The organism is Aquibium oceanicum (assembly GCF_001889605.1).
Lineage (GTDB): Bacteria > Pseudomonadota > Alphaproteobacteria > Rhizobiales > Rhizobiaceae > Aquibium > Aquibium oceanicum.
On record NZ_CP018171.1, the window covers coordinates 1,984,998 to 2,011,223 of the forward strand.

At 62.3% G+C, this 26,226-nt stretch carries 24 protein-coding genes and 1 other annotated feature; of the genes, 15 read left to right on the forward strand and 9 right to left on the reverse strand.

Annotated elements, in window-relative coordinates; translation table 11 throughout:
- Nucleotides 1-22: 22 nt before the first annotated feature.
- Entirely contained in the window at nt 23-2,113 is a 2,091-nt protein-coding gene (locus BSQ44_RS09820) for an ATP-dependent helicase (protein WP_072603498.1), read from the reverse strand.
- Between the two features lie 384 nt (nt 2,114-2,497).
- On the opposite strand from BSQ44_RS09820, the gene BSQ44_RS09825 reads away from it, so the two are divergent.
- The gene (locus BSQ44_RS09825) at nt 2,498-3,940 is read left to right on the forward strand and encodes an aldehyde dehydrogenase family protein (RefSeq protein ID WP_072603500.1); all 1,443 of its coding nucleotides are present in this window, start codon (nt 2,498-2,500) and stop codon (nt 3,938-3,940) included.
- Nucleotides 3,941-3,947: 7 nt separating this feature from the next.
- Here the strand turns inward: BSQ44_RS09825 and BSQ44_RS09830 are convergent, their stop codons facing one another.
- The 7 genes from BSQ44_RS09830 to BSQ44_RS09860 all read right to left on the reverse strand — a co-directional run bounded on the left by BSQ44_RS09830 (nt 3,948) and on the right by BSQ44_RS09860 (nt 10,541).
- The gene (locus tag BSQ44_RS09830) at nt 3,948-4,865 is read right to left on the reverse strand and encodes an HpcH/HpaI aldolase/citrate lyase family protein (RefSeq protein ID WP_072603502.1); all 918 of its coding nucleotides are present in this window, start codon (nt 4,863-4,865) and stop codon (nt 3,948-3,950) included.
- A complete protein-coding gene (locus BSQ44_RS09835) occupies nt 4,862-5,842 on the reverse strand; it encodes a branched-chain amino acid ABC transporter permease (RefSeq protein ID WP_072603504.1) in 981 nt (326 codons plus the stop codon). Before BSQ44_RS09835 ends, BSQ44_RS09830 begins: the two co-directional genes overlap by 4 nt.
- 2 nt (nt 5,843-5,844) lie before the next feature.
- Nucleotides 5,845-6,729, reverse strand: coding sequence for a branched-chain amino acid ABC transporter permease (locus BSQ44_RS09840; RefSeq protein ID WP_083534654.1), 885 nt, complete (start codon nt 6,727-6,729; stop codon nt 5,845-5,847).
- On the reverse strand, nt 6,722-7,441 hold the full coding sequence (locus tag BSQ44_RS09845) for an ABC transporter ATP-binding protein (RefSeq protein ID WP_072603508.1): 720 nt from the start codon (nt 7,439-7,441) through the stop codon (nt 6,722-6,724). Before BSQ44_RS09845 ends, BSQ44_RS09840 begins: the two co-directional genes overlap by 8 nt.
- Complete coding sequence (locus tag BSQ44_RS09850) at nt 7,434-8,171, reverse strand: ABC transporter ATP-binding protein (protein ID WP_072603510.1); 738 nt, start codon at nt 8,169-8,171, stop codon at nt 7,434-7,436. Before BSQ44_RS09850 ends, BSQ44_RS09845 begins: the two co-directional genes overlap by 8 nt.
- Nucleotides 8,172-8,228: 57 nt before the next feature.
- Nucleotides 8,229-9,479 carry an ABC transporter substrate-binding protein gene (locus tag BSQ44_RS09855; RefSeq protein ID WP_072603512.1) on the reverse strand — a complete coding sequence of 417 codons (1,251 nt, stop codon included), beginning with the start codon at nt 9,477-9,479 and terminating at the stop codon, nt 8,229-8,231.
- A gap of 123 nt (nt 9,480-9,602) precedes the next feature.
- Complete coding sequence (locus BSQ44_RS09860) at nt 9,603-10,541, reverse strand: LysR family transcriptional regulator (RefSeq protein WP_072603514.1); 939 nt, start codon at nt 10,539-10,541, stop codon at nt 9,603-9,605.
- 223 nt (nt 10,542-10,764) lie between these two features.
- Between BSQ44_RS09860 and BSQ44_RS09865 the strand changes: the two genes are divergently transcribed.
- From BSQ44_RS09865 to BSQ44_RS09880, 4 genes are read left to right on the forward strand one after another with little or no spacing between them, the layout of a single operon-like run.
- Nucleotides 10,765-11,901: a CaiB/BaiF CoA transferase family protein gene (locus BSQ44_RS09865; protein ID WP_235633380.1), complete on the forward strand. Its 1,137-nt coding sequence runs from the start codon at nt 10,765-10,767 to the stop codon at nt 11,899-11,901.
- A gap of 11 nt (nt 11,902-11,912) precedes the next feature.
- Nucleotides 11,913-12,269: a N,N-dimethylformamidase alpha subunit family protein gene (locus tag BSQ44_RS09870; RefSeq protein ID WP_083534656.1), complete on the forward strand. Its 357-nt coding sequence runs from the start codon at nt 11,913-11,915 to the stop codon at nt 12,267-12,269.
- Between the two features lie 2 nt (nt 12,270-12,271).
- Nucleotides 12,272-14,539 carry a N,N-dimethylformamidase beta subunit family domain-containing protein gene (locus BSQ44_RS09875; protein WP_072603518.1) on the forward strand — a complete coding sequence of 756 codons (2,268 nt, stop codon included), beginning with the start codon at nt 12,272-12,274 and terminating at the stop codon, nt 14,537-14,539.
- A 13-nt stretch (nt 14,540-14,552) separates the two neighbouring features.
- Nucleotides 14,553-14,936: a nuclear transport factor 2 family protein gene (locus BSQ44_RS09880; protein ID WP_072603520.1), complete on the forward strand. Its 384-nt coding sequence runs from the start codon at nt 14,553-14,555 to the stop codon at nt 14,934-14,936.
- A 177-nt stretch (nt 14,937-15,113) separates the two neighbouring features.
- On the opposite strand, the gene BSQ44_RS09885 is transcribed toward BSQ44_RS09880, so the two are convergent.
- Nucleotides 15,114-15,416 (reverse strand): 3'-5' exonuclease, encoded by a 303-nt coding sequence (locus BSQ44_RS09885; RefSeq protein WP_235633381.1) that lies wholly within the window; start codon nt 15,414-15,416, stop codon nt 15,114-15,116.
- A 230-nt stretch (nt 15,417-15,646) separates the two neighbouring features.
- Here BSQ44_RS09885 and BSQ44_RS27905 point away from each other — a divergent pair, with 230 nt between their 5' ends.
- The 10 genes from BSQ44_RS27905 to BSQ44_RS09935 all read left to right on the forward strand — a co-directional run bounded on the left by BSQ44_RS27905 (nt 15,647) and on the right by BSQ44_RS09935 (nt 26,198).
- Nucleotides 15,647-15,856: a phage integrase central domain-containing protein gene (locus BSQ44_RS27905; RefSeq protein WP_378215533.1), complete on the forward strand. Its 210-nt coding sequence runs from the start codon at nt 15,647-15,649 to the stop codon at nt 15,854-15,856.
- Nucleotides 15,857-16,001: 145 nt separating this feature from the next.
- Nucleotides 16,002-16,319 carry a tyrosine-type recombinase/integrase gene (locus tag BSQ44_RS27330; RefSeq protein ID WP_235633418.1) on the forward strand — a complete coding sequence of 106 codons (318 nt, stop codon included), beginning with the start codon at nt 16,002-16,004 and terminating at the stop codon, nt 16,317-16,319.
- Nucleotides 16,320-16,535: 216 nt separating this feature from the next.
- Nucleotides 16,536-17,764 (forward strand): IS3 family transposase gene (locus tag BSQ44_RS09900; protein WP_114579930.1). Its coding sequence is split into 2 segments (ribosomal slippage): nt 16,536-16,824 and nt 16,824-17,764, totalling 1,230 coding nucleotides; the frame shifts between segments, so codons are not numbered across the junction.
- Nucleotides 16,817-16,933, forward strand: a sequence feature (AL1L pseudoknot). (Overlaps the previous gene by 117 nt.)
- A gap of 755 nt (nt 17,765-18,519) precedes the next feature.
- Entirely contained in the window at nt 18,520-19,554 is a 1,035-nt protein-coding gene (locus BSQ44_RS09905) for a TRAP transporter substrate-binding protein (RefSeq protein ID WP_157894567.1), read from the forward strand.
- A gap of 233 nt (nt 19,555-19,787) precedes the next feature.
- A complete protein-coding gene (locus tag BSQ44_RS09910) occupies nt 19,788-20,858 on the forward strand; it encodes a C4-dicarboxylate TRAP transporter substrate-binding protein (RefSeq protein ID WP_072603525.1) in 1,071 nt (356 codons plus the stop codon).
- 42 nt (nt 20,859-20,900) lie between these two features.
- Nucleotides 20,901-21,473 carry a TRAP transporter small permease subunit gene (locus tag BSQ44_RS09915; protein WP_072603528.1) on the forward strand — a complete coding sequence of 191 codons (573 nt, stop codon included), beginning with the start codon at nt 20,901-20,903 and terminating at the stop codon, nt 21,471-21,473.
- Between the two features lie 17 nt (nt 21,474-21,490).
- Nucleotides 21,491-22,804 carry a TRAP transporter large permease gene (locus tag BSQ44_RS09920; protein WP_072603530.1) on the forward strand — a complete coding sequence of 438 codons (1,314 nt, stop codon included), beginning with the start codon at nt 21,491-21,493 and terminating at the stop codon, nt 22,802-22,804.
- A gap of 142 nt (nt 22,805-22,946) precedes the next feature.
- Nucleotides 22,947-23,813: a VOC family protein gene (locus BSQ44_RS09925; protein ID WP_072603532.1), complete on the forward strand. Its 867-nt coding sequence runs from the start codon at nt 22,947-22,949 to the stop codon at nt 23,811-23,813.
- Between the two features lie 183 nt (nt 23,814-23,996).
- Nucleotides 23,997-25,631 carry an FAD-dependent monooxygenase gene (locus BSQ44_RS09930; protein WP_072603534.1) on the forward strand — a complete coding sequence of 545 codons (1,635 nt, stop codon included), beginning with the start codon at nt 23,997-23,999 and terminating at the stop codon, nt 25,629-25,631.
- A gap of 3 nt (nt 25,632-25,634) precedes the next feature.
- A complete protein-coding gene (locus BSQ44_RS09935; RefSeq protein ID WP_072603536.1) occupies nt 25,635-26,198 on the forward strand; it encodes a carboxymuconolactone decarboxylase family protein in 564 nt (187 codons plus the stop codon).
- Nucleotides 26,199-26,226: the final 28 nt, after the last annotated feature.

Sequence of the window (26,226 nt, forward strand, 5' to 3'; positions counted from 1 at the left end):
CGCGTTTCGCCAGCGCCGTGGTTCAACGCCACATGCCGCGCATCTTGGCCTTCATGTCGATCCGGACCTCCGGCTGCGGCGAGCGCCCTTGCGATGCCGCCGACGGCGGCGGCCACGTGGTTCGTTCGAAGCGCTGCAGGATGTGGTCGGGAATGAAGCGCGTGCGCTGCGCATAGACGTGGCGGTCGCCGCGCGAGGCCTGCCCGTGCACGAAGAAGCGCTGCGGCGTGATCAGCTGCAGCGAATCCTTGGCGCGGGTCATCGCGACGTAGAGCAGCCGCCGTTCCTCCTCGATCTCCTCGCGCTCGCCGGTGGCGAGGTCGGAGGGAATGCAGCCGTCGACCGCATTGAGAAGGAACACCTTGGTCCACTCCTGCCCCTTGGCCGAATGGATGGTGGAGAGGATCAGGTAATCCTCGTCGCGATGCGGTGGTCCGGCCTCGTCGCTCGTCGCGTCCGGCGGATCGAGCGTGAGGTCGGTCAGGAAGCGCTCGCGCGACGGGTATCCGGCAGCGATCTGCTCTAGCGTCAGGAGGTCGGCCCGGCGCGTGACGGCATCTTCGTGATTCCTGTCCAGATGGGGTTCGTACCACAGCCGCACCCGCTCCAGGTCGGCGGGCCATGCGGACTTCCCGCGCAAGCCCGAAAACATGTCGACGAAGCCCGGCCAGTCTTCGTGCGCACGGGCGGGAGGCTTGAAGAATTGCAGCCCGAGCACGGGATCGAGCGCTTGCTGCATGGCCTCGATGGCGGCACCCGCCGCCGATGGGCCGACGCCCTGCATCAGCTGCAGCACGCGGAACCCCGCCACCCGGTCGCGCGGGTTCTCGGCAAAGCGCAGCGCGGCCAGCACGTCCTTCACATGTGCGGAATCGAGGAACTTCAGCCCGCCGAACTTCACGAAGGGAATGTTGCGGCGGGTGAGTTCGATCTCCAGGGGGCCCGAATGGTGCGAGGCACGGAACAGCACCGCCTGGTGCTTCAGCATCGTTCCGCGTTCGCGCTCCTGCAAGACCTCCTCGCAGACATGGTTCGCCTGTTCTGCCTCGTCACGGACCGTGACCAGCCGAGGCTTCTCGCAAGAGCGCCGTTCTGTCCAGAGATCCTTGGTGAAGCGCTCGGAAGCCTCTCCGATTACGGCATTCGCCGCGGCGAGCAGTACGTCCGTCGAGCGATAGTTGCGGTCGAGCGTGACGATCTCCGCCGGCCGGGGAAACAGCTTCGGGAAGTCGAGGATGTTCCTCACCTCCGCCGCGCGGAAGGAATAGATCGACTGCGCGTCGTCACCGACCACGGTGAGGCCGTGTCCGTCCGGCTTCAATGCCGTGAGGATCGCCGCCTGCAGGCGGTTCGTGTCCTGGTACTCGTCCACCAGTATGTGGTCGAAGCGGGCACCGAGATGCTCGGCGATAGCGGGTTCGGCGCACATCTGCGCCCACCATAGCAGAAGGTCGTCATAGTCGAGCACGTTCTGCGCCTGCTTGGCCTCGACATACGCCGCAAACAGCGTCTTCAGTTCGATCGCCCACCCAACGCACCACGGAAAGCTTTTCGCCAGCACCGGCTCCAGTTCGGCCTGCGCGTTCACGACGCGCGAATAGATCGCGAGACAGGTTCCCTTGGCCGGAAAGCGGCTTTCGGTCTTCGACAGGCCGAGTTCGTGCCGGACGAGGTTCATCAGGTCCGCCGAATCCTCGCGGTCGTGGATGGTGAAGGCCGGGTCGAGGCCGATCTCGAGCGCATAGTCGCGCAAGAGCCGGGCACCGATCGCATGGAACGTGCCGGCCCAGGTCAAACCTTCCGTCAGCACCGCGGCCCTGTCGCCCATCACCTCCGCCGCGATCCGCTCGACCCGCTTCGTCATCTCCGACGCGGCGCGGCGGGAGAACGTCATCAGCAGGATGCGGCGCGGATCGGCGCCCTTTACGATCAGATGCGCCACCCGATGCGCCAGCGTGTTCGTTTTTCCCGACCCCGCGCCCGCGATGATCAGCAGCGGAGCCGCCACCTCCCCACCCCCATGCTCGACCGCCGCCCGCTGCTCGCGGTTCAGCCGCGCAAGGTAATCCTTCGGCGCTTGATCGATGGTCGAATCACGAAAGGCTAGGTTCATGTCCGCGACTGAACCTCGTTTCCCTTTCGTTCGCAACAACTGTGCGGGGACGAAGCGCTCTGGCAAAGGCCGGTTCCGGATGCCCGCTAGAGCAGGCAGAACCTGGAGTTCTGGGCGGGGTAGGGGCTTCATCGAGAAACTCCATATCGGCTGCCCGTGGATGCAGCGGACGCCTATTCGGTAAGCGCGTACTACAGACGCTGCGTGACGCTTCTTTCGCTCGTAACATCGGATCGTCCTCGCTACCGCAGCGCAGAAGAGTTTGGTGCGAAGGATGATTTCCGAGTCTTCGCCCCATAACAAATCGGCATTGCCGCTTCGGGTTTCCATATCTTCCCATCCGCCCTGAACCATGTAACGAACCCCGAAAATGGAGGTTTGAGAATGGCAAGAACCGGGATCCTGATCGACAACCGGTGGCGCGAGGCCGAGAGCGGCAAGACGATACCTGTGATCGCCCCCGCGGAAGGTCGCGAGTTCGCTCGGATCGCGGCGGCTACGGAGCGCGACGTCGACAGCGCGGTGAAAGCCGCGCGCCGAGCGCTTGAGACAGGCGCCTGGGGAAAGCTGAATGCGGCCGAGCGCGGCCGGCTCCTGTCGAAGATGGCGATCGTGGTGGCCGATCACGCCGAGGAACTGGCGCAGCTCGAGGCACGCGATACCGGCAAGCCGATCAAGCAGGCGCGCAACGACATCGTCGCGGCGGCGCGCTATTTCGAATACTACGGCGGAGGCGCCGATAAAGTGCATGGCGACACGCTGCCCTTTCTCAACGGGCACTTCGCCACTACGGAGCGCGTGCCGCACGGGGTGACGGCCCATATCATTCCCTGGAACTACCCCGCCCAGATGTTCCCCCGGTCGATCGGCCCGGCGCTCGCCATGGGCAATGCGGTAGTGATGAAGCCCGCGGAAGATGCCTGTCAGACGCCGCTTCGAATGGCGGAGCTGATGGTCGAGTGCGGCTTCCCGGAGGGCTCCATCAACATGGTGACCGGCTACGGCCACCAGACGGGCGCGGCACTCAGCGGTCATCCGGACATCGACTTCATCTCCTTCATCGGCAGCAATGCCACCGGCGTGCAGATACAGAGGGCGGCCGCCAGGAACCACATCGGCTGCACGCTGGAGCTAGGCGGGAAGTCCGCGCAGATTGTCTTCGCCGACGCCGATCTCGATGCCGCGCTGCCGGTGCTGGTCAATGCGATCGTGCAGCACGCGGGCCAGACCTGTTCGGCCGGGTCCCGCCTGCTCGTCGAGCGAAGCGCTTACGATCGCATTGTCGATCGGATCGCAGAGCAGTTCGGCAAGGTACGCGTCGGAACTCCGGAAATGGACCTTGATCTCGGTCCCGTGGTGAGCCGGCGCCAGCAGGAGCGCGTTGTCGGCTACTGCGATCGCGCGGTCGCGGATTCGATCCCCACGATCGCTTCGGGTCAACTGGCCGACGGATTGCCGTCAGACGGCTTCTTCGTCGAGCCGAAGCTGTTCGGGCCGGTGCCGCGTTCCAACGCACTTGCGCACGAAGAGGTGTTCGGTCCTGTCATGGCCGTGATGCCCTTTGACGACGAAACCGATGCTGTCGCGCTTGCAAACGCCACGCGCTACGGTCTCGTCGCGGGCGTCTGGACGCGCGACGGCGGCAAGGCGCTGCGCGTCAGCCGCCGAATGCAGGTCGGCCAGGTGTTCGTGAATTGCTACGGCGCCGGTGGCGGCATCGAACTGCCCTTCGGCGGGATGAAGAAATCGGGTCATGGCCGCGAAAAGGGTTTCGAGGCGTTCCACGAATTCTCCGCCGTGCGCACGATGGTCATTAAGCACGAGTGAGCGTCTGCTATCCGCCCGACCGGCCATCGATCCGATCGGCGATGGCGATCATCTCCTCCACCGCCTTGACCGAGGCGACGTCGATCATCTTTCCCTCGAAGCTGATCGCGCCTTCACCACGCTCGAGCGCCTCGGCATAGGCCGCCGCCATCGCGCGCGCCTTCGCGACGCGGCCGGGTTCGGGTGTGAATACCTCCTCGGCCGTGGCGATCTGGCTGGGGTGGATCGCCCATTTGCCGGTGAAGCCCAGTATTGCGGCGCGGCGCGCCTCGTCGCGATATTTCTGCGGGTTGCGGAAATCGGCATAGGGTCCGTCGATCGCGTCGAGACCGTTCAGCCGCGCCGCGATCACCACGCGGTTTCGATGGTAGTGATAGAGATCGCCCGGATAGTCGTCCGTCTCGCCAACGTCGGAGACCGGCATGCCTTGGCTGCGGGCATAGTCACCCATGCCGAAGATCAGCGCTTCCAGCCGTGGCGAGGCAGCCGCTATCTGCTCGACCTTGTCCAAAGCCTGTATCTCCTCGATCAACACCTCCAAACCAATCGGGCGGGTGATGCGATGACGCATCTCCAGCATGGCGAGCAGCCGCTCGACGAAGAGGACGTCCTGCGGCCCCAGAACTTTCGGCACCACGATGACGTCGAGCCTGTTTCCGCAGCCTTCGATCAACTCGGTAATGTCGTCGAGGGCCCAGGGTGTCGTGAGGTCGTTGATGCGCACTGCCACCGTGGGCGCGCGGAAAGTCGTGTTGCGAATGGCGGCCACGGCATTGGCGCGGGCGAGATTCTTGCGATTGGGCGCGACGGCGTCCTCGAGGTCGATGAAGAGATGATCGACCTCGATCGATGCCGCCTTGGCGAGCATCCTTTCGCTGGAGCCTGGAACCGACAGTTCACATCGCCGCAATCGTGTCGTCTTCATGCGGCCTCCGCGGCGGGTTTCGGCTTTCGGGCAGCGCGGACCTGTTGTGCAACCAGGCTGGGGATGCCGGCGAGACCCTTCGGGAAGAACCGCAGGATCAGGACGATCAGCACGGCCGTGATGAGATAGCGGCCCGGACCGAGCGGTGCCATGACTTCGGACAGGATCGTGAACACGAAGGCGCCGGCGACAGGTCCCCAAACGCTGCCCGTGCCGCCGAGCAACAGCATCGACAGCGCCAGCGTCAGGAACGAGAAGCCGAACATGTCGGGGCTCGCCGAGCGGACATATTGTGCATAGACCGCACCGATCGCGCCAGGGAAGATGGCGCTGAACGCGAAGGTGAGAAGCCGGATACGAGACAGAGGGACACCGCGACTTACCGCATAGGCCTCGTTGTCGCGCAGGGCGACGACCCGCCAGCCGAAGCGTGAGCGCGAAAACCAGCTGACGGCGGCGACGGTGAGGGCGAGGATCGCCAGCGACAGATAGTAATAGCCGATGTTCTGGTAGTCACGGAACGAGAACGTGCCGATCTCCAGCGGCGGGATCGAAACGAGGCCGAAATTGCCGCCGGTCAGCTCGCGTTGGTTCAGCACGATCTGAAGGCAGAGCTGGCCGAAGGCGAAGGTCACAAGGATGACGTAGACGCCCTTCAACCTCAGCACCGGCAGGCAAACGAGCACGCTCGCCACGACCGATGCGGTGATGCCGATCGGCAGGCCGAACCAGGGCGAGAAGCCGAAGGTCTTCGTCAGGATACCGGTGGCGTAGGCGCCGACCGCGAAGAAGGCCATGTGGGCGAAGTTGAAAACGCCGCCATAGCCGAGCGTGATGTTCCAGCTCGAGCCGAGCACCGCATACATGATCGCGATGATGCTGATGTGGCGTATGTAGGAATCATCGTTGACCAGCGGCAACACGACAAGGATTGCGAAAAAGGCCGCGATGGCGGTGGGACGCAGTTTCTTCTCCATGGTCACGGCTTCCCGAAGAGGCCGTTCGGCCTCAGTGCCAGGAATCCGATGAACACGAGGAAAAGCACGGCCTGTGTCCAGTAGGCACCGAGGAAATAGGTGCTTGTCGCCTCGCCGAACCCGACAAGATAGGCGCCAAGCACGGTGCCAGGCATGCTTCCCAGCCCGCCAAGGATCACCACGATCAGCGCCTTGAGCAAAGGCTCGCCGCCAAGGCCGGGCGTGATGAAGCGGATCGCACCGAGCATGATGCCGGAGAGACCCGCCAGCGCCGCGGCGATGGCAAAGGCGATGGCATACATCCGCTGAACCCGAATGCCGGAGAGTTCGGCGAATTCGCGGTTCTGCGCGACCGCCCGGATGGCGCTTCCGGTCCAGGTGAAGCGCAGGAAGGCCCAAAGGCCCAGCATGAGCAGCGGCGCGAGCAGAATGATGATCGCCTCATGGCCGGAGATCGTGGTGCCGGCGATCCGGACGCTGCCGTCGACGAACTTGTCGAGTTGCTTGATCCGCGGACCCCACAGCAGCAGCGCAGAGTTCTCGATGAAGAACGCACCAGACAGCGTCGTCATCACCGCTATCAGGACGATCTGCTTCTGGCCGAGGAAGGGAGCGACAAGCAGGTAGTTGATGAGGAAGCCGAGCACGGCGGACACCAGGATCGCGGCGATCACACCCATCGCAAGTCCCATATCCAGGCCGCGCGGATCCGCCACCGTCCAGGCGACATAGGCGGCGGCGGCCATCAACGCACCGTGGGTGAAATTGAAGATGCCCAGCGTGTTCCAGACCAGCGCCAGGCCAGCGGCCATCAGCACGTAGAGCGACGCGAGCACGAGACCGCTGGCGAATATCGACTGGAAGGCGAGCATGAGTGAATCAAGCATGGCCGAAATACATTTCCACGATGCGCTTGTGCTCCAATCCGCCTGCGCCGGAGATTTCTGTGTGGACGACGCCTTCGCTGACGAGCAGGATCCGCGTCGCGAGCGTCTGCAGGAATTCAGGGTCCTGTTCGACGATGATCGTCTGAACGCCAGACCGGATGATTTCCGCAACGGCATCGCGCAGGTCCGTCTTGAGCTTGGGCGACAGTCCGAGTGTGGGCTCGTCGAGGATCAACAGGTTCGGCAGGCCCATGAGACCGCAGCCGATTGCCACCATCTGCCGCTCACCGCCGCTCAGCGTACGGCAACGTTGGCCTCTCCGTTCCGCCAGACGCGGAAAAAGCGCGAAGACGCGCTCGATGCTGCGCCGCCGCTCGGCGCGGGGTCCCTTTGCGAAGGCACCTAGGGAGAGGTTTTCCTGGACGGTTAGGTCGGGAAACAGCGTGTTTCCCTGCGGCACGTGGATCAGACCTCGCTCGACGATTTCGGCGGCCGGCCGATTGGTGATGTCCTCGCCAAGAAACGTGACCGTACCGGACCAAGCTCGCAGCAGCCCGGAGAGGGTACGGAACAGGGTCGACTTACCATGCCCGTTTGGCCCGATCAGGCCGACATTCTCGCCCTTGGCGATGGCGAATGAGATGCCATGCAGCACCGGCACGCGACCGTATCCGGCGTTGAGCGCGCGAACGTCGAGGGCGAGCTCAGCCATTCGCCGCCGCCGGGCCGAGATAGGCCTCGATGACGCGCGGATCGCTGATCACGTCGTCGGGCGCCCCCTCCGCCAGGAGTTCGCCGAAGTTCAGCACGATCAGGCGGTTGGATACCGATACAAGTAATGAGATGATGTGCTCGATGACGATGACCGAGAGCCCGTCCTCGTTGACGCGCCGGATCAGCTGGATCATTTCGGCAACCTCCGGTCGCGACAGGCCGGCCGCCGGTTCGTCGAGCAGCAGGATTTTCGGCCGACAGGCGAGCGCCGTGGCAATCATGAGTTTCTTGCGATCGTAGACACCGATCTCGGAAGCCGGTCGGTCCTTCTGGGCAGCGAGGTCGAATGAATCGAGAAACTCCATCGCTCGCTTTCGGGCCGCCGCCTCGCCCTTCGCGAAATCACGATCGGGCAATGAAACGAGAACGTTTTCGATGACGCTCAAAGTCTCGAAATCGGTTTCGGTCTGGAAACTGCGGACAAGGCCTTTTTCCACGATCTGGCGCGGCCCGTATTCGGTGACCACATCCCCCGCGATCCTGATCTCGCCTGAGTCCGGACCGAATGGTATCTTGGTCAGTATGTTGAAGAGCGTGCTCTTTCCACTGCCATTTGGCCCGGCGATGCCAAGCACTTCGCTCTGTTTCAGGGAAAACGAAAGGTTCCGGATAGCCTTCAGCGCGCCGAAGCTCTTGCTGATGCCGTCCACCGCGAGAATGTCAGACATGCATTCGATACCAAACCTGGAGGGAGGCCGATGTCACGGCCTCCCCGTCCTCCGATATTACTCGAACCAGGGTGGTGTCTGGCTCTTACCGGTGGCGTACTCCTTGGGATAGATCGTGACACGGTCGCCGTCCCAGATCTGATAGAACTGGATCGGGAGGTAGCCGGGTCCCTGCAGGGAGAGATGCGTCTCTGGATCGAACTTGACGCGACCGTGGACCATCTCCTTGTCGGTGGCGGCGAGCTCGGCGGACATTTTGGCGTAGTCCATCGGGTCGCCCACCGTTTTCAGTATGTCCGCATAGAGATAGACCATTTCGTAGCAGATGTAGCCGTAGATCGAAGAGTCGTAGCCGTATTCGGCCTTGTACTTGTCGCCGATCTCCTTCGTGCGCGGACGCACCGAGGCGCTGATCGGACCGCCGAGCATGTTGTACAGAACACCGGTCGAGTTCTTTTTCGTCAGGTCGACGAACTCGGGCACCGAAGGCGCGTACTGGATAAACAGCAGCGACTCGGTCGGCTCCTCCATGAACTGGTTCATGAACGATGCGGCATTTGAGGAGGAGGCCTCGGTGTTGATGATCACGGCCGGCGGCGCGGCACGGATTTTGTTGAGAATGACGCGCCAGTCGTTGATCTCGACAGCCGGGACGACGTCGTCGAAGGTCATCGTCCAGCCCTTGGCATCCATGGCCTTCTTCAGGCCGGCATAGATCGGCATCGAGTAGGGGTTGTCCGAACCGATGATCGCGTAGGTCTTCTCAGCCGGATCGAACGAGCCGTCGGCGATCATCTCCTCGATGACGGTAGGAAGCTCCGTCTGATAGGCGTCGTAGGAGGGTGCCAGCGACCAGACGTTTTTGAACTTGTCCGGGTTCGGCTGGATGATCGAGCGATATTGATTGGAATTTGCCGCAACCATGTAAGGCACGCCGATTTCGGCGACGTAGTCCATCTCGAACCCGGAGAGGCTGCCGAACGGCGTCACGATCGCGCCGAGATTCTCAGTCGCCTTGAGGCGTTCCACGGCGGCCAGCACCGCGTCCGGCGTCATCTCCTTCGTGTCGAATTGCTCGACGTTGAACATGTAACCGTTCACGCCGCCCGCTTCGTTGATCTCCTTCGCCGCGAGCTTGGCGCCGTTGTAGCCCTCGACCGCGTCGGCGGCGAACGGACCGGCGAATGCGCCGAGCACGCCGAGTGTCACCGTCTTGTCCTGGGCTTGCGCCGCAGTGCCTGAGAACGCGGTCGCGACCGCGCCGGCCGCGAGCGTCGCCGCCCTTAGCAGATTCGCTGTTGATCTCATGGTTCACCCTCTTGTTGTCGGTATTGGCCGGAGCACCGTCTCCTGCGGTACTCGGTCATGAAAATCTACCGGCGTATTGCTCTGCAACAAGCGTCCAAATCGACATACGGCAATAAGATTGCGTTATAGCCTACCGCTATTCGGCAGCTCGCCGCGCCATCGATCGCTGGCCACCAGGGTGGCCGCGACCTCCGAGGTCAGCTGCGCAATCACATCCGCCGCGCGCGACCTGGGCCATCCGCGCGCCGAGGCCAGATAGACCTTGCGTTCGATACGAGGCTTCACGATCGGCACTGCCAGCAATTGTCCGGCCGCGCATTCCTGCTGGATCGCGCACCATGGCAGGATCGAGGTGCCGTATCCCGAAGCGACGAGCTGCTTGATGGCTACCAGCGAGTCGATCTCGGTCTTGACGTTGATGTCGAGCGACGAGAAGTCGGAATAGCGGTCGATGGCGTGACGCAGACCGTGATTTGGGCCGGTAAGGACCAGGCTGATGCCCCGCAGCTCCTTCAGTTCGATGGACGAGCGTCCCGCTATGAAACTGCCCCGCGCCGAAACGAGATAGAGTTGCTCTTCGAGCAGCGGAATGAGGTCGAACGGCGCATCCGGACCGGTGTCGAAGAGAACGGCCAGGTCGAGACGGCCGGTCAGCACCCACTCCGAAAGAAATCCGCTGTGGTTTTCGTTTATCCGCAGATTGATCGCCGGAAATCGCTTCTCGACCTCCTGCAGCAGCGGCACGGTCAGCCCGATGGAAATGCTGGTCGGAAGGCCGATCGTGACCACCCCGGATGGATGTGCGGAGGTCGTCTTGACGTCTATCGCCGCCTGGCTGAACTGCCGAATGATCGTTTCGGCGTGCCGCATCAGGGTCTCGCCGCACTCTGTCGGTGTGACGCCTTTCGTGCTCCGCTCAAGCAGCTTGACGCCGAGTTCGGCCTCCAGATTCGCCACATGATGGCTCAGCGCCGGCTGCGCGACGTTAAGATCGACGGCAGCGCGCGAGAAGCTCCTGAACTTGGCAACCGATAGGAAATATCTGAGCTGCCTCGCATCCATACTGCCATCTCCGGTGCGCTCGGCGAAGACTGTCGCCAATTGCTAGGCCAACATAGACCCACCATAACTTTCCTGTCTAACCGTAGAAGGCGATTGTTTTTGCGTCGCTCCCGCACCCCTGCGACATATCAGGCACTGCAACAGAAGTGCCCCCATGACTATTACCAAGCGCCCGCTCGAAGGCATCAGGGTCCTCGACATCGCGACCTTCATCGCGGCCCCAATGGCGGCAGCGATTCTGGGCGAGTTCGGCGCCGAGGTAATCAAGATCGAACAGCCGCGCGGTGGCGATCCATTGCGGCGTTTCGGCGTGCCGAGTGTCGAGGCCGACGACACGTTCTGCTGGATGAGCGAAGCGCGCAACAAGAAGTCGGTGACACTGGACCTGCGCCGCTCGGAGGGCGCCGACATCCTGCGCGAACTGGTCGCGAAATCCGACATAGTCTGCGAGAATTTCCGACCCGGTACGCTCGAGAACTGGGGTCTGGGCTACGAGGAACTCAGCCGCATCAATCCCGCCTTGATCATGTTGCGGGTCTCAGGCTTCGGCCAGGACGGCCCCTACAGCGCCCGCCCCGGATTCGCGCGCATTGCGCATGCTTTCGGCGGTCTCGCGCACCTGACCGGCATGGAGGGCGGTCCGCCACTGACGCCAGGTTCGACTTCGCTCGCCGACTATGTGTCGGGGGTCTATGGGGCACTCGGCATTCTGCTCGCGATGCGGGCAAGGGATACGGATGGCAAGGGACAGTACATCGACCTCGCGCTTTACGAACCGATCCTCCGCATGCTGGACGATCTGGTGCCCGCCTTTGCAGCGCGTGGCATCGTGCGCGGACGCCAGGGGCTCGGCACGTCCAACGCCTGTCCACACGGACATTTCGAGACTCGCGACGGCTGGATTGCCATAGCCTGTACCAACGACCGCATGTTCACCCGACTGGCTGCCGCGATGGGGCGGCCGGAGCTCGCGGAGCAGGAGCTCTATGGAACGACCGCAGCCCGGCTGCGCGACTCCGCCAAGGTGGATGCGCTCGTTCAAGACTGGGTCGGCGCGATGTGTACCGATGACATCGTGGCACTCTGCGCGGATCAAGACGTGCCCTGCGCCCGCGTGAACACGATCGAGAACATCTTCGCCGATCCGCACATCGCGCACCGGCAAAACCAGGTGGCATTGCCTCATGACGAACTCGGCCAGGTCCATGTTTCATCGGTGATTCCGAAACTTTCGCGAACGCCTGGCGCAGTCGACAGCCTCGGGCCGACGCTGGGTTCATCCAATGCGGATATTCTGGGTAGCGTCCTGGGAATGGATGAGGGCAAGATGCGATCGCTGAGGGCAGCGGGTATCATCTAGGAAGGCAGCGCATGACCGAGTTCCACGTCTTGCCGGACGAGCGCAGCCCGACCCGTGCGGTCTGGGACGACATCCTTTCGCGCGGCCCGGAACTCTACCGCGAGTACTGCGAGAGACCGATCGGTGCCCACAGCCCAAACCTGCAGTTCGTGCTTCAGCATTTCCGCAAGGCGCCATGCGCCGGCAAATATGTCCTGGTCGCCGTAGTGCCGCACCGTCGATGGCGGCTTGCGAAGCTGACCGGCAGGCGCGGCGACCCGGTGCGCGTTGAGGACGAGGTCGAATACACCGACCTCGCCGATGCAGAACGCCACGTCTACCGGTTGCGCTGGAAGGCACTCTGCGGCGAAGAACTGGAAACATCCTGAAAATGGCGCTTCCTTACGTCACCGGATATCTCGACAGGATCAGCCTCACCCGCGGCGAGCCGTTGAAGGTCATGGTGAGTTGCACTGCCGCCCCCGAATTTCGCGCCAGTCTCGTACGCGTCATCTGCGGCGACCTCAACCCCGAGGGCCCTGGCTTTCGCGAGGTCGAGATAGCGTCCGCCGCGGACGGTACCTATCCGGCGCGGGAGCAGATCTGCAACGCCGGCTCCTGTGTGGTCATTCCGCCGAACAGCTGTTTCGACTCGCTCGAGAGCTACTCGGTTCAGATGCACATCTGGCCCACGACGCCAATGAAGGGTGAGCAGGTCCTGCTTTCGCTATGGAGCGAGGAACTCGGCCAAGGCTTCCGACTGACGATCGACGCTTCTGGCGCACTGGCGGCCTCAGTCTCGGACGGTTCGAGTACCGCGAGCGCAATGACCTCGGTCCCGTTGACCGAACGGCAATGGCATCTGGTCGGCGCAAGCTATGATGCAAAGGCCCGCACGCTCTCCGTCCTCCACGAACCATTCTCGCGCTCCGGCGCGGGCGAAAAGCCGCTGGTTGCAACAAACGCCGTCCCGTTCTCTTTTCAGCTGCCGACGGGCGCGTGCCTGATACTTGGAGCGTCCATGAAGGGCGGCACACCGGCACGACCTCTGACAGCGCAGCACTACAACGGCAAGATCGAGAAGCCGCGTTTGCTTTCCGTTGCGGCGTCGCGTCTCGACATGGAAAAACTCCGTGGCGAGACGATCCCCGCCGATGTAACGCCTATCTGCGTCGGCTTCTGGGATTTCTCTGCCGGAATGGAGGGCGAACATATCGCCGACCGCTCCCGCAACGGCCTCGCCGGCTTGGTGGTCAACCTTCCGGCACGAGGCATGACCGGCTCCAATTGGACCGGAGAGGAGGTCTCCTGGCGTGCTACGCCCGCGCAATATGGCGCAATCCATTTCCACGATGACGACCTCTACGACGCGTGCTGGGATGCCGACATCTCGTTCGATCTGCCCGACGATCTGAAGAGCGGCTTCTATGCCATCCGACTGACTGCGGGCGCCGACGAGGAGCGGATCCCATTTTTCGTCCGGCCCAAAGCAGGCGACGCGCGCGCCCCGGTCTGCCTGCTTGCCTCCACAGCGACCTACATGGCGTATGCCAATCTCAATCCCGTCCCCTTTCCGATCGCGGAATTGCTGTCGAGCCGCCTCATCGTCCTGCACAAGGCCAACCTCCTCATCGACGAGCATCCGGAATGGGGACCGTCTCTCTACGACGTCCACTCCGATGGCAGTGGCGTCTGTTATTCGTCGCGCCTGCGGCCGATCCTCAACTTCCGGCCCGGCTACATCAGTTCCTTCGGTGCCAAGGGCTCGAACCTGCGGGAATACAATGCCGACACCCATATCGTTGATTGGCTCGAGCAGCAGGGAATCGAATACGATGTCGTCACCGATGACGATGTACATGTCGAGGGCTTCCGGCTGCTCAGCCAGTACAAGACGGTGATGACGGGCGCGCACCCGGAGTATTTTTCCGCCGAGATGTGGGATGCCACGAAGAACTATATCGATGCCGGCGGGCGGTTGATGGTGCTCGGGGGCAACGGTTTCTATTGGCGCATCGCTTACCATCCGACGCTCCCGGGCGTGATGGAAGTGCGGCGCTGCGGACCGGCAATCCGCACCTGGGAGACGCAGCCGGGCGAAGAATTCCATTCTTTTGACGGCAAGCGCGGCGGTCTGTGGCGCGCGCACGGACGGCCGCCGCAGTCGATCGGCGGCGTCGGCTTCATCTCGGAAGGCTTCGATCTCTCCGCCTTCTACCGACGCACGGCCGCCAGCCGCGACCCGCGCGCAGCCTTCATATTCGAGGACATAGACGCTGAGGTCATCGGCGATTTCGGTCTGCAGGGCGGTGGCGCCGCCGGCATCGAGATCGACCATGCGGATGCCAACCTCGGCACGCCGACCCATGCTCTGATCCTCGCGTCTTCCGAAGGCCATACCGAAGCGTTCCGGCTGGTGAACGAGGAAATGAGCATCACCGTGCCAACCGTCACGGCACCTGTCGAGGCGCGGATACAGGCGGACATGGTCTTCTTCGAAACCGCCGGTGGCGGCGCCGTGTTCAACGTCGGCTCGATCGCCTGGCCGGGCAGTCTCAGCCACAACGGATACGACAACAACGTCTCGAAGCTGACCCGCAACGTGCTCGACCGCTTCATCGACCCGACGCCGTTCTTATACCGGCGCGGCTCAACCTAACCGGGGGAATCGCATGACATCCGACATCGCCGAAGTCGAAAGCGCTGTGTGGGCGTATCTGAACGCGCTGCACGATGGCGATGTCGCAGGCCTTGCCCGCGTATTCGCGCCCACATCCGCGCTCTATGCCTCCGCGGAGGGTGCGGCGACCGCGCTCGCAATCGAGCCGTGGCTCGACCGCGTCCGAAACCGCAAGTCCGCGCGCGACAGCGGTTATGACGCCCGCAATCAGATCCATTCGATCGAGGTCGTCGGCGATATGGCGATGGCCAAGGTATCGTCGGTGTTCCCGCCGAAGCAGTTCACCGATTTCCTGAGTCTGGTCCGCACCAACGAGGGATGGCGCATCGCGGCAAAGACGTATCACGCCGAGGATGTACCGGAGCGACATCCTTAACGCCTGTCGCCCCCGGAGCACGCCGGGGATCATGATGCGGATGTCCGGTCGCTTCGAGGGAGTCTTCTTCCCTCAAGAGGGCTTCGGCGATCGGATCTCCGTTTCGTCCGAGCAGAATACGCTTGTCCAGGAGCCGCGGCCTTGGGGACCCATCCGATCCGGAACAACAGCTTCGATTCAGCTGCCATCCCGTGCTGTGGCGTCCTCCAGGAACTCCGATCCCGGTGCCACACGCGACACCAGCAGCCTGTCGCGCGCCCGCGTCGCGGCGACGTAGAGAAGCTGCCGTTCGGTGGCGATAACCTCGTCCAGCTCGAAGGCGTCGGCCACGTCCGCGACGCGCGCCGCCAGCGGGAGGACATTTTCGTCGCAGGCGACGACGGCGACTGCACGGAACTCCAGGCCCTTGGCGAGATGCATGATGCCGACGAGGGCTTTGTCCTCGTCCTGGCGGCCGGTTGTGAGGACGTATCCAGCCATAGGAATTTCGGCCGCAAGGCGCGCTGGGCTGGACGCACGCGAACTCATCTCGCGCGGCCAAGATCCCATAGCTGCAAGAGGGGCTCGGCGTGATAGCGAGCTGCAGAAAGCATCCATCCCGACCTTTGAAGAAGCCGCGTTGCTTGTCCATCAGGAAATTGAACGCGGATTTCGTAACAGGAAACATGCTGCATCGTGGCTGACTAATTTTGGAAACGTACGTGTTCCCTATGACTGGTTCGCGGCCGGTCTCGGAACTGCGCGCAGCGGACTTCGCAGAAGCTCTGCGACCGATATGGCTTTCAAAGCCCGAAACCGCTTCCCGTGTCCGCCGGCGTTGCGACACCGTGATGAAGTGGTGCGCGGTTCACGATCATCTCGTAGCAAGCCCTGTTGGGTTGGTAACTAAAACTGCTCGCGAAGCAGCCGGCAAATCGTGAGCGGGTAACGCATCATCCTGCGGTTCCGTGGCGAGATGTTCCCGCCTTCGTTGCCAATGCCCTTCTTGCCCGTAGATTGAGTGACGGCAAGCAGATGCTGGAGCTCCTGATCTTGACGGCGGCTCGCTCGGGAGAGGTTCGGGGAATGCGGTGGGACGAAGTGGATTTTGCTAAGCGGCTATGGACTATACCAGCGGCGCGCATGAAGGCACGGATGCCTCACAGAGTACCTCTGACAGACAGAGCGCTACAGCTGTTGGCCGACCGCGCAACCGAGCACAAGACTCGGCTCGTATTTTCATCGAGCAAAGGTAAGTCGTTTAGTGACGTGGTTCTCACCAAGCTGCTCCGCGACGCAAATGTCGCGAGTGACACTTCGGGACGCACTGCGACTGCTCACGGGTTCCGTTCTGCCCTCCGCGACTGGGCTTCGGAGAATGGCTACCCAAGAGATCTGGCTTAACGAGCGCTCACTCACACCTTGCGCAATGCAACTGAAGCAGCGTACCACCGAACTGACCTGCTTGAAGCGCGGCGCGAGATGATGAATGCTTGGGGAGCACACGTATACGGCGCCGACTGATCCCTGTCACTCTGTGCATACCAGGATGCAGGGAAGTGCGGGCTGAACCGCCCCGGGTTTGCCGGAGGCTCCAACTCCTGAGAAGGTGGAGCCATCATGAGCAAGACGACGAACAAGTTTTCCCCGGAAGTACGCCAGCGAGCCGTGCGGCTGGTGCTGGATCACGAGCATGAACACCCCTCCCGCTGGGCGGCGATCATGTCGATCTCGGGCAAGATCGGCTGCACGGGCCAGACGCTGAACGAGTGGGTGAAGAAGGCCGAGGTGGATGCCGGCAAGCGGGCCGGTGTGCCGGCGGACATGGCGGCCAAGCTGAAGGCCCTGGAACGGGAGAACCGAGAACTTCGGCAGGCCAACGAGATCCTGCGCAAGGCGTCGGCGTATTTTGCCCAGGCGGAGCTCGACCGCCCATTCAAACGATGATCGCGTTCATCGACGATCACCGCGAGGCGTATGGGGTCGAGCCGATCTGCAAGGTGCTGCCGATCGCCCCGTCGACCTACCACCACCATGTCGCCAAGCGCGCCAATCCCGAGAAGCTGTCGGCGCGGGCGAAGCGGGACCTGGAGCTCAAGCCCGAGATCGAGCGCGTCTTCACCGAGAACTTCGAGGTGTATGGTGCGCGCAAGGTCTGGCGTCAGATGCTGCGCGAAGGCTTCGGCGTTGCGCGCTGCACAGTCGAGCGGCTAATGGCCGACGTGGGCCTACACGGCGTCATCCGCGGCAAGCCGATCCGCACCACGGTCCAGGACAAGGCCGCGCCATGTCCACGCGACCATGTGAACCGGGTCTTCCATGCCCCGGCGCCGAACAGGCTCTGGCTCTCGGACTTCACCTACGTCAGCACCTGGTCGGGCTTCGTCTACGTGGCCTTCGTGATCGACGCCTATGCGCGTCGCATCGTCGGCTGGCGGGTGAGCCGGACGGCGCATGCGAGCTTCGTTCTCGATGCTCTTGAACAGGCCCTGCACGAGCGGCGGCCCATTCATCGCGGTGGCCTGGTGCATCATTCGGACAGGGGATCTCAATATGTCAGCATCCGCTACACAGAGCGTTTGGCCGAGGCGGGCATCGAGCCTTCCGTCGGAAGTATCGGCGACTCCTACGACAACGCTCTCGCCGAAACCATCAACGGCCTCTACAAGGCCGAGGTGATCCATCGGCGCGGACCCTGGCGCTCCTTCGAGGCCGTCGAGTTCGCAACGCTGAACTGGGTCGACTGGTTCAACAATCGCCGGCTGCTGGAGCCCATCGGCAACATCCCGCCGGCCGAAGCCGAGGCACGCTACTACGCCATGCTGGAAGAACCGGCCATGGCAGCGTGACTCAAACCAAATGGCCTCCGGCAAACCCGGGGCGGTTCAGGCCACGTAAAACTTCAACGCCTACTTCGCCCGCGACGCCTGTAGCGTGTGCTCTCCAATGAGGCTGCGCGGCTCCTCCCGCAACGGCAGAAATGCGCCCCCGTTGAAGACATTCAGGCAGGCTTTGCCTTCGCTTGGAAGCGGACACTTGACCGGTTTTTGACTGATGGCGGCAATGAGCCCCCACTTCAGGCTTCAGGCAGCCTTTCCTCCCTTTGGTTTTGCAAACAGCGCAACCGAGCCCGCGAGGTTCGGCGACGCACTGTTCTCGCGGATTTTTTTCCGTTTGAAGCGCTCTAACCAGCGGGTGCAGAGGGCACGCGGCAGATACCCGCCCGTAGACCCGCGGCGGCGCTTCTCCTAGACCATGCCGCGCACGTCCGGAGACAATCTCCGCAAGCACGGCGGTCCCTGCAGTGTCAGCGACAGGGAACGGCGGCCCAGCAGAACGAGAGAGTTTTCGAAGACTCCCCCTAAGTGCGAAGCGACGGACATGAGACAATTCGTTGACGGTGAAACCGTCAGATAGGCTGGAAAGCCGGACATTATCACCAGGCGGACATTTCCGCATCCGCCGTTGAGGCAGCCAGGGACGCGCCTTACCGCTTGATCTTGGAACATAATGGTCGCGGCAAAATGCGGGCCCCGAGGCCGATTGCCGAATGTTGTCGGGGGACGGCAGTCGCGTCGAGCGAACCAAAACCAGGGAGGGTGATATGTCTAAACAAGAAAGCTTGAAGTCGGCGCTCGTTGCGATCGGAGCGGCAGTTTCCATCTCGCTTGCCGTCGCCACCGCAGCCGCTGCCCAGGAGAAGCTGCGCATGGTTACGAGCGTTCCTGCTCAATCCTTCATCTTCAAGGACATTCTCCAGGTTTGGGCCAAGCGGGTGACCGACTCTGCCGGCAACAGCCTGGAGATCGAAGCCTTTCCGGCGGGCACTCTCGGACGCGACCCGCAGACCCATATCGACATGGTGCGCGATGGCGTCGCCGACATCGGTTACATCGTGCCGGGCTATACGCCGGGGGCGTTTCCGGAAGTGACCGTGATGGAGCTTCCGACGCTCGTGCCGAGCGCAACCATTGGATCGCGCGCCGGTGCGCGGATGATCGACGAAGGCTTCTTCCAGGGAACCGGAGCCGAGAACCTCGTGGTGCTGGGAATGTTCTCCACTGCGCCGACGCAGCTGGCGACGACGCGCAAGGTCGAAAGCCTGGAAGACATCAAGGGGCTGAAGCTGCGCGGCGCGGGACCGACCCTGCTCGGGACGATCGAGGCGCTCGGCGCGGTTCCCGTCGGCGGCCTCACGGTGACCAACATCGCGGAGTCGGTGACGCGCGGACTGATCGACGGCTCGGTCAATGAATGGGTGGCGCTGACCATCTTCGGCATTGCCGAGGCGACGAAGTTCCACCTCGTCGCTCCCAACCTTGGTGCTTCGCCGATCATGGTGATCATGAACCGCAAGAAATATGAAAGCCTTTCGCCGGAGCACAAGGCGGCCATCGACGAGAATTCGGGGATGGTGTTCTCCGAGTTCTGGGGGGAGACGTTCGACGGCAACATCGAGAAATTCAGGTCGGCCGCCATGAAGGATACCGATCGCACCTTTACGGAGCTGACGCCGGAAGAGGAAGCGCGCTGGAACGAGCGGCTCCAGACGGTGATCGCAGACTGGATTTCGAAGTCACCGAACGGGCAGGCGGTCTACGACCGCTACAGTGCCGCCATTCAAGAGGCATCGAAGTAATCCGCGCCATTGACCGGGTCGGCCCGAGGCACGTTGCGGGCCGCGATTGGCACGGAAGGTCACGACGCAGCACCAACTCGAGTTCTCGGCTCTCATCGACACGATCGTGCCGATGAGAGCCGAGCCGACCAACCGAGCATTGCGACGATCTCGACCATTCAAACCGAGAGAACAGTGGACGACGCGAACTGGGCTTCAGCCCGGAAATCAAAGATTTACCAGGGAGGACGACAATGCTGGAAAAGATGGTCAAAGCGGCAGCAGCCGCATGTATCGGCGGAGCGCTTGCGGGAGCGCCCGGGGCGATCGCGCAAGAGAAGATTTCGCTGACCGCGGGCTCCGGATTGGCGCTCGCATCCGTGGGTACGTCCGAACTCGCTAACTACTTTCTGCCGGAGGTCAACCGGCGACTTGCCGAAGGCGGGCGCTACCAGATCGAATGGACAACGGGTTGGGGCGGCACCATCGCCGGTCAGTTCGACATGTTCGAGGCTGTCGAGGATGGGATCGTCGACATCGCCTACGTCAACACGCTGCATGAGGGCGCCAAGCTGCCGCTCGAGCAGGTAACATTCGTGACGCCTTATGGCGTCAACGATCTCAAGTCTGCGATGTCGATCTTCAACGCGCTACGCGAGCGCATCCCCGCGATGGACGAGCAATTCCTCAAGCACAACCAGCGCCGCCTCGCGGTCGTCGGCCTGCACAATTATGACATCCTCTCGACCTTCAGTATCGAACGATACGAGGACCTGAGCGGACGAAAGATCGGAGCGCCGGGACTTGCTGCCAACTGGCTCACCGGCACCGGGGCGGTACCGGTGACCGGTGCGCTGTCAGAGTACTACAACTCACTGAAGACCGGCGTGTACGATGGCATCCTGATGTTTCAGTCCGGACTGGCCAGCTTCAAGTTCTACGAGGTTGCGCCGATAGTCACCAGGGTCGGGTTCGGCTCGCAAATCGTCAGCAACATCACGATCAACGAAGACGTGTGGCAAGGTCTCCCCCAGGAAGTGCGCGATGTCCTGGGAGAGGTCGCTTCCGAGTATGAAGACAGGCTTGCGAGTCGGACCATCGAGCAAGCATCAGCCGGTCTGAAGACGGCCCAGGAGAAGGGCGCCACGGTCGTGGCCATGTCCAAGGACGAGGTGCGGCGGATGGCGCAGGTCCTGCCGAACATCGCCAAGACCTGGGCGGCCGAAGCCGACAGCCAAGGGCTGCCGGGAACCGAAGTTCTCAACACCTACATGCAGCTCTCACGAGATGCCGGCGTGGAGCTCCTGCGCGATTGGGCCGAGTAGTGGCCAAAGGCCAGCATACGGTCAAAAGAAGGCAATAGACTCGTGAACCTGATTGTTCTCGTTCACAGGGCGTCGACGCGGGTGCTTGGGCCCGCGGCGACCTTCATGTCGGTCGTGGGCGCGGCATGGATCTTCGCCATCATGGTCATTATCAACCTCGATGTCTTCGGTCGCTTCCTGATCTCGCAACCGATCGACGGCGTACCCGAGACCGTGTCGCTTTCCATTGTCGGCATCGTTTTCTTGCAACTGGCAAATACGTTGCGGAAAGATCGCTTCATCCGATCTGACATGTTGATGGGCCGGCTTCGCCGTGGTCGTCCTCGATTTGCCTATGCGCTCGACGCGGTTTTCAACCTTCTCGGCGCCGTCATGTTCGTGTTGATCTCAGTATATCTCGCTCCGAAGTTCCTGTTGGCCTACGAACGGGGTACCTATGTAGGCAATTTTGGGCGGTTCACCATGGTGATCTGGCCGATTCTGCTCACCATCCTGGTCGGGACCGTCCTGACTTTTGCCCAGTATATCACCTTCGCTCTACGTGATGTTCTGGGTGCCTTCGATCGACTGCACTTCTTGTCCGACGACGACGTGCACGGCGATCCCGCGGCCTAGACTTCGGAGCTCGCTTCATGGACCCCTCGACCATCGGCCTGGTTTCGCTCGTACTGATGGTGCTGCTGATCCAGCTCGGCATCCACATCGCCGTCGTACTGCTGCTATTGTCCTTCGTTGCCACATGGTTGATCCGCGGCAACGTGGATATTGCGGGAAACCTGCTTGCCAAGGCGGCCGAGACATCCCTTCAGAGCTATTCCTTCGGTGTAATCCCCCTCTTTGTGATGATGGGATTGCTCGTTAGCGCCTCGGGAGTGGGTCGCGACACATTCGCGTTGGCAGGCTACGCGTTTAGGAGAATCCTGGGTGGCCTAGGGATGGCAACCGTCGCGGCCAACACAGTGTTCGCGGCCATCAACGGCTCTTCCATCGCCTCCGCTTCCGTCTTTACCAAATTGGCCGTCCCCGAACTTGTCCGGCAAGGATACAATCGCCGCTTTTCGGTGGGCGTGGTAGCGGGTTCTTCCGTGCTCGGCATGCTGATTCCGCCAAGTCTTCTGCTGATTTTTTACGGAATAGTCGCTGAAGTCTCGATCGGCGACCTGTTTACGGCAGGGATCGTTCCGGGCTTGATCCTCGCGGGCGCGTTCATTCTCACCATCGCTGCAATGGCGCGTATTCGACCGAGTTACGTGGGAAATCCGACCACCGACGCAGAGGAGACCTCTCGTCTTTCAGCCCGTGAGATCACATACAAGATCGGCCCGATCACCCTGCTGATCGCGATTGTCCTTGGAGGTATCTATGGTGGGGTATTTACCCCTGTGGAAGCAGGAGGTGTTGGCGCCTTGGCTTCTCTGCTTTTGGCGCTGGCCAGAAGAAGTCTGACCTGGCGCGGCTTCTGGAAAGTCCTGATAGAGACCGGCTTCGTCACTTCGTCCGTCTCCATCCTGATCATTGCCGCACATTTCTACGCAAGTATGTTGTCGCTGTCTCGCCTGCCGACGGTGCTGGGGCTTTGGATCGAGACGGCTGACCTGAGCTTTGGCGTATTGCTGCTGATCTACCTGGCCATCGTCCTCTTGCTCGGAACGGTGCTCGATAGCGTCTCGATAATCCTGATCGCCCTGCCGCTGGTCCAGCCGGTGATGGTCAGCATGGGGGTCGACATGGTGTGGTTCGGCATCATCACCATCATCGCCGTGGAAGTCGGCCTGCTCACGCCTCCCCTGGGTCTGTCAGCCTTCGTGATCAAGGCCAATCTCGACGATCCCGAAATCTCGCTGAACGACATTTTCATTGGTGCCGCGCCCTTCGCCATCACCATGCTGATCGTGCTTGCACTGATCGTGTTCCTCCCAGTGCTGGCGACCGGTTTGATCCGCTAGTTTTCGGTCAAGCAATGACGTGCAGAGAGCCAGGCGCTTCTACCTCCGACTTCCAATCCGCGAGCGCAGGGAAATCGCGATCAGTAAAATTCCTCGTTAGCCGAGTTCTGATGAAACGGTCCATGAACAGGAGGGTTGGGCATTGAACTACGTCGCTGCGCAATCGGGCGCCTATCTCCACCATCTCGCTTTCGAAAGCTCGGATCCCGAACGACTCGCGGGGTTCTATGCCGATGTGATGCAGATGGACTTGCAGCAGGTTTCCGATTCCGAATGGCGGTGCGAAGGTCCGGCCCGCCGCGTGGTTGTGGTGAAGGGAGGAGACAAGACTCTCGCCTATGCGGGGCTTGCGGTGCGGGATGCGGATGCGCTCGAAGGAATGCGCGGACGGGCGAAGGATTGTGGACTGGAGATCGTTCCGAGCCCCTCGCCGTATCTGAATCCTGGAGCCTTCGGCGTGCGGGACAATGACGGCAATCTGATCTGCTTCGGTCTGGCAGGGAAGGACACGGTCAAGACGATGGGAGCCCCGCGACCCCATCATGGCGGACCCATCTGGGGGCCTCTGCAGCATCTCACCTTCGCCAGCCGGGACCTGGAAGGGTTCGTCGACTTCTACCACCGCAAGCTCGGATTTCGGATGGTGGACCGCGTCGTCCGGGAGGATGGCTCGCTGGCGACGGTCTTCGTCACGTCGAACCACGAACATCACACGATCGCCTGCTTCCAGACGAGTGAAGCGGGCGTGGATCATCACTCCTACGAGGCGGGCGAATGGAACTACATCCGCGACTGGTGCGATCATTTTGCTAGTCGGGGGATTCAGCTCGCCTGGGGACCTGGACGACACGGTCCGGGACACAACCTGTTCGCGTTCATCGTGGATCCCGACGGAAACTGGATCGAGATCTCTGCCGAGCTCGAAGTGATCCACGACCGCCCCTGCGAGGACTGGCCCCAGGAGCCTCGCACTCTCAACAAGTGGGGATGGGCCAGGATGCGGTCCTGAGGCCCGGATACGGGAACGGTCGGCTCGACCGCAGGCATGGCGGGTCGCGGGTCGAGTTCGAGCATCCGCCCCTGAGATAGGAAGCACGAACGTGGTGGGCAGTCCTTCCCGTCATATCGGACCCTGCATCGGGCTTCCAGACTGCAGGGCGGGGAGCTTGGGTCTTTGTGGGATGGACGTTTGATGAACGCGGAGAAAACGCCAGTTCTGATTGTCGGGGCAGGCCCCGTCGGCCTCTCCCTCGCTAACGAACTGGGTTGGCGAAAGATACCGCACATCGTGGTCGACGAAGGCGACGGACAGGTTCGTTTTCCGGCGGGCGAAAACATCTTCTCGCGGACCATGGAGCATCTCCGGCGCTGGGGTCTGTCGCAAGCGCTTCGGAACTCAGACGCATTTCCGCCCGACCGGCCACGCAACATCGGCTTTGCCACCCATTTGTGGGGCTGGCCGCTCGCCCTGTTCGAAGGCACCTCCAACCGTGGTGCGGCGGATCGCAACTCGCCCGAAGGCGGCCTCTTCTACCCCAGGAAGGCCTTCGATCCGGCGCTGCGGGGTTCTGCCGAGGCGTTTGGGTCCGACCTGCGGTACGGTTGCCGGCTCATTTCCTTCGATCAGGACGAGGGTGGCGTGAGTTGCCTGATCGAAGACGTGAGCCAAGGAGTGCGCCAGACGATCCGGGCAGGATATGTTGCCGCCTGCGACGGCGCGCGCAGCATGGTGCGCAAGGAGCTCGGCGTGAACCTGGTCGGCGCTTTCGGAGAAGGGGCGAACTTCGCCGTCTACTTCCGTTGTCCCGGCCTGGCCGCACGCATCGACAGGATGTTCGGCGCTCCGATAGCGCAGGTTCACACCATCTGCGACGAAAGCAGGGCCTATCTGACATCCGTCGACGGCTCCGACGAATGGCGGCTGTCCATTTATGCGGACCTGTCGAACCTGCCTGTCCCGGCCGAGGTGGTGTCTCGCGCCATCGGCGCTGACCTGCCGTTCGAGATTTTCAGGGCCCAGCCTTGGACAGGCCACCGCGTTGTGGCTGAGCGCTACCGCGTGGGGCGCGTTTTCCTGGCCGGCGACGCGGCCCATCTGCGCTGGCCGAAAGGCGGCTTCGGCGCGAACACCGGCATCGGCGATGCGGTCGACCTTGGATGGAAGCTGGAGGCGGTTCTGAAGGGATGGGCCGGCGACGGGCTGCTCGACAATTATCAGTCAGAGCGCCGACCGATTGCCGTGCGAAACACTAACGAAGCAGCGAACAACCGTGTTTTCGACACCATGATTCAGCCGAATCCGATACTCGATCGAGATGACCAGACGGGGGTGGAGGCGCGGGTGAGGATGAAGGAAGACCTCATAGCGTTGAGGCTGAGGGAATTCGTAACGCCCGGCATCCAGCTCGGCTACAGATACCGAAACTCGCCCGTATGCATCGACGACGGAACGCTGGAGCCGCCGGACGATCACATGCTGTATCACCCGTCAACATGGCCGGGGTGTCGGGCCCCGCATTTCTGGCTTGCCGAAGGGTCCTCGACGCTGGATCTCTTCGGGCGCGGCTTCGTCCTCGTCACGAGCGGAGCAGAGGTCGATAGTGGTCGGTTCCAGGAGGTCGCAGACGACATGTCCATTCCGCTCGCGCATCATCACCTTTCGGGCCGGGAGGCAGCGGACGCGTACGAGCGTGCCCTTGTCCTCGTACGACCGGACGGTCATGTCTGCTGGCGCGGAGACGCCGTCCCGTCCGATGTCGAATCCCTTTTGGCCACGGTGACGGGTCGAGTTGCGGCCGCTGGGTGCCGCTTGGAGAGCGGGACCTGAAACATGGATCAATCCGAACTGCTTCCCCTGCCGGCTGACGAGTGGGATCCTCAGATAGCCCATCTCAGCGACGGCTTTGCCGGTCGGCTTAACGTCTACCGCGTCATGGCGCACAATCCCCCGCTTCTGGCGGCCTGGGCGGAGCTTCGCGACCATCTCGTGGCCGGCAATGCGCTCGGGCCTGAACTGTCGGAGATCGCCATTCTGAGGATCGGCCATCGGGTAGACTCGGAGTACGAGCAGGCGCATCACATCGTGAGGGCACGCGCCTGCGGTATATCAGATGCCAGAATCCGCCAAACGCTTGCCGCAGGGGTGCCTGATGATCCCACCGATGCGCGCATCGTAATGGCGATCGACGAACTCGCGGCCACGACCAGGATTTCGGGTCCGACGCTGGAATCACTCATGACGACGGTAGGGCGCCGGGGCGTCCTAGACCTCATTGCCCTCTTCGGATTCTACGTCACGCTCGGCGGCATCCTCAAGACATTTGGGACTCCGATCGACGCAGAGATCGTGGAAGCGCTCGATAGGTCGCCCCTTACCGCTGGCATGGCGCTCTGATCTGGTCCGTCCCGCGCTCAAGGACACC

Excerpts from the sequence above, each read along its gene's own strand:
- BSQ44_RS09820 (WP_072603498.1), bottom strand. The coding sequence starts at position 2,113 with ATGAACCTAGCCTTTCGTGATTCGACCATCGATCAAGCGCCGAAGGAT.
- BSQ44_RS09825 (WP_072603500.1), top strand. The coding sequence starts at position 2,498 with ATGGCAAGAACCGGGATCCTGATCGACAACCGGTGGCGCGAGGCCGAG.
- BSQ44_RS09830 (WP_072603502.1), bottom strand. The coding sequence starts at position 4,865 with ATGAAGACGACACGATTGCGGCGATGTGAACTGTCGGTTCCAGGCTCC.
- BSQ44_RS09835 (WP_072603504.1), bottom strand. The coding sequence starts at position 5,842 with ATGGAGAAGAAACTGCGTCCCACCGCCATCGCGGCCTTTTTCGCAATC.
- BSQ44_RS09840 (WP_083534654.1), bottom strand. The coding sequence starts at position 6,729 with ATGCTTGATTCACTCATGCTCGCCTTCCAGTCGATATTCGCCAGCGGT.
- BSQ44_RS09845 (WP_072603508.1), bottom strand. The coding sequence starts at position 7,441 with ATGGCTGAGCTCGCCCTCGACGTTCGCGCGCTCAACGCCGGATACGGT.
- BSQ44_RS09850 (WP_072603510.1), bottom strand. The coding sequence starts at position 8,171 with ATGTCTGACATTCTCGCGGTGGACGGCATCAGCAAGAGCTTCGGCGCG.
- BSQ44_RS09855 (WP_072603512.1), bottom strand. The coding sequence starts at position 9,479 with ATGAGATCAACAGCGAATCTGCTAAGGGCGGCGACGCTCGCGGCCGGC.
- BSQ44_RS09860 (WP_072603514.1), bottom strand. The coding sequence starts at position 10,541 with ATGGATGCGAGGCAGCTCAGATATTTCCTATCGGTTGCCAAGTTCAGG.
- BSQ44_RS09865 (WP_235633380.1), top strand. The coding sequence starts at position 10,765 with ATGGCGGCAGCGATTCTGGGCGAGTTCGGCGCCGAGGTAATCAAGATC.
- BSQ44_RS09870 (WP_083534656.1), top strand. The coding sequence starts at position 11,913 with ATGACCGAGTTCCACGTCTTGCCGGACGAGCGCAGCCCGACCCGTGCG.
- BSQ44_RS09875 (WP_072603518.1), top strand. The coding sequence starts at position 12,272 with ATGGCGCTTCCTTACGTCACCGGATATCTCGACAGGATCAGCCTCACC.
- BSQ44_RS09880 (WP_072603520.1), top strand. The coding sequence starts at position 14,553 with ATGACATCCGACATCGCCGAAGTCGAAAGCGCTGTGTGGGCGTATCTG.
- BSQ44_RS09885 (WP_235633381.1), bottom strand. The coding sequence starts at position 15,416 with ATGGCTGGATACGTCCTCACAACCGGCCGCCAGGACGAGGACAAAGCC.
- BSQ44_RS27905 (WP_378215533.1), top strand. The coding sequence starts at position 15,647 with ATGACTGGTTCGCGGCCGGTCTCGGAACTGCGCGCAGCGGACTTCGCA.
- BSQ44_RS27330 (WP_235633418.1), top strand. The coding sequence starts at position 16,002 with ATGCGGTGGGACGAAGTGGATTTTGCTAAGCGGCTATGGACTATACCA.
- BSQ44_RS09905 (WP_157894567.1), top strand. The coding sequence starts at position 18,520 with ATGTCTAAACAAGAAAGCTTGAAGTCGGCGCTCGTTGCGATCGGAGCG.
- BSQ44_RS09910 (WP_072603525.1), top strand. The coding sequence starts at position 19,788 with ATGCTGGAAAAGATGGTCAAAGCGGCAGCAGCCGCATGTATCGGCGGA.
- BSQ44_RS09920 (WP_072603530.1), top strand. The coding sequence starts at position 21,491 with ATGGACCCCTCGACCATCGGCCTGGTTTCGCTCGTACTGATGGTGCTG.
- BSQ44_RS09930 (WP_072603534.1), top strand. The coding sequence starts at position 23,997 with ATGAACGCGGAGAAAACGCCAGTTCTGATTGTCGGGGCAGGCCCCGTC.
- BSQ44_RS09935 (WP_072603536.1), top strand. The coding sequence starts at position 25,635 with ATGGATCAATCCGAACTGCTTCCCCTGCCGGCTGACGAGTGGGATCCT.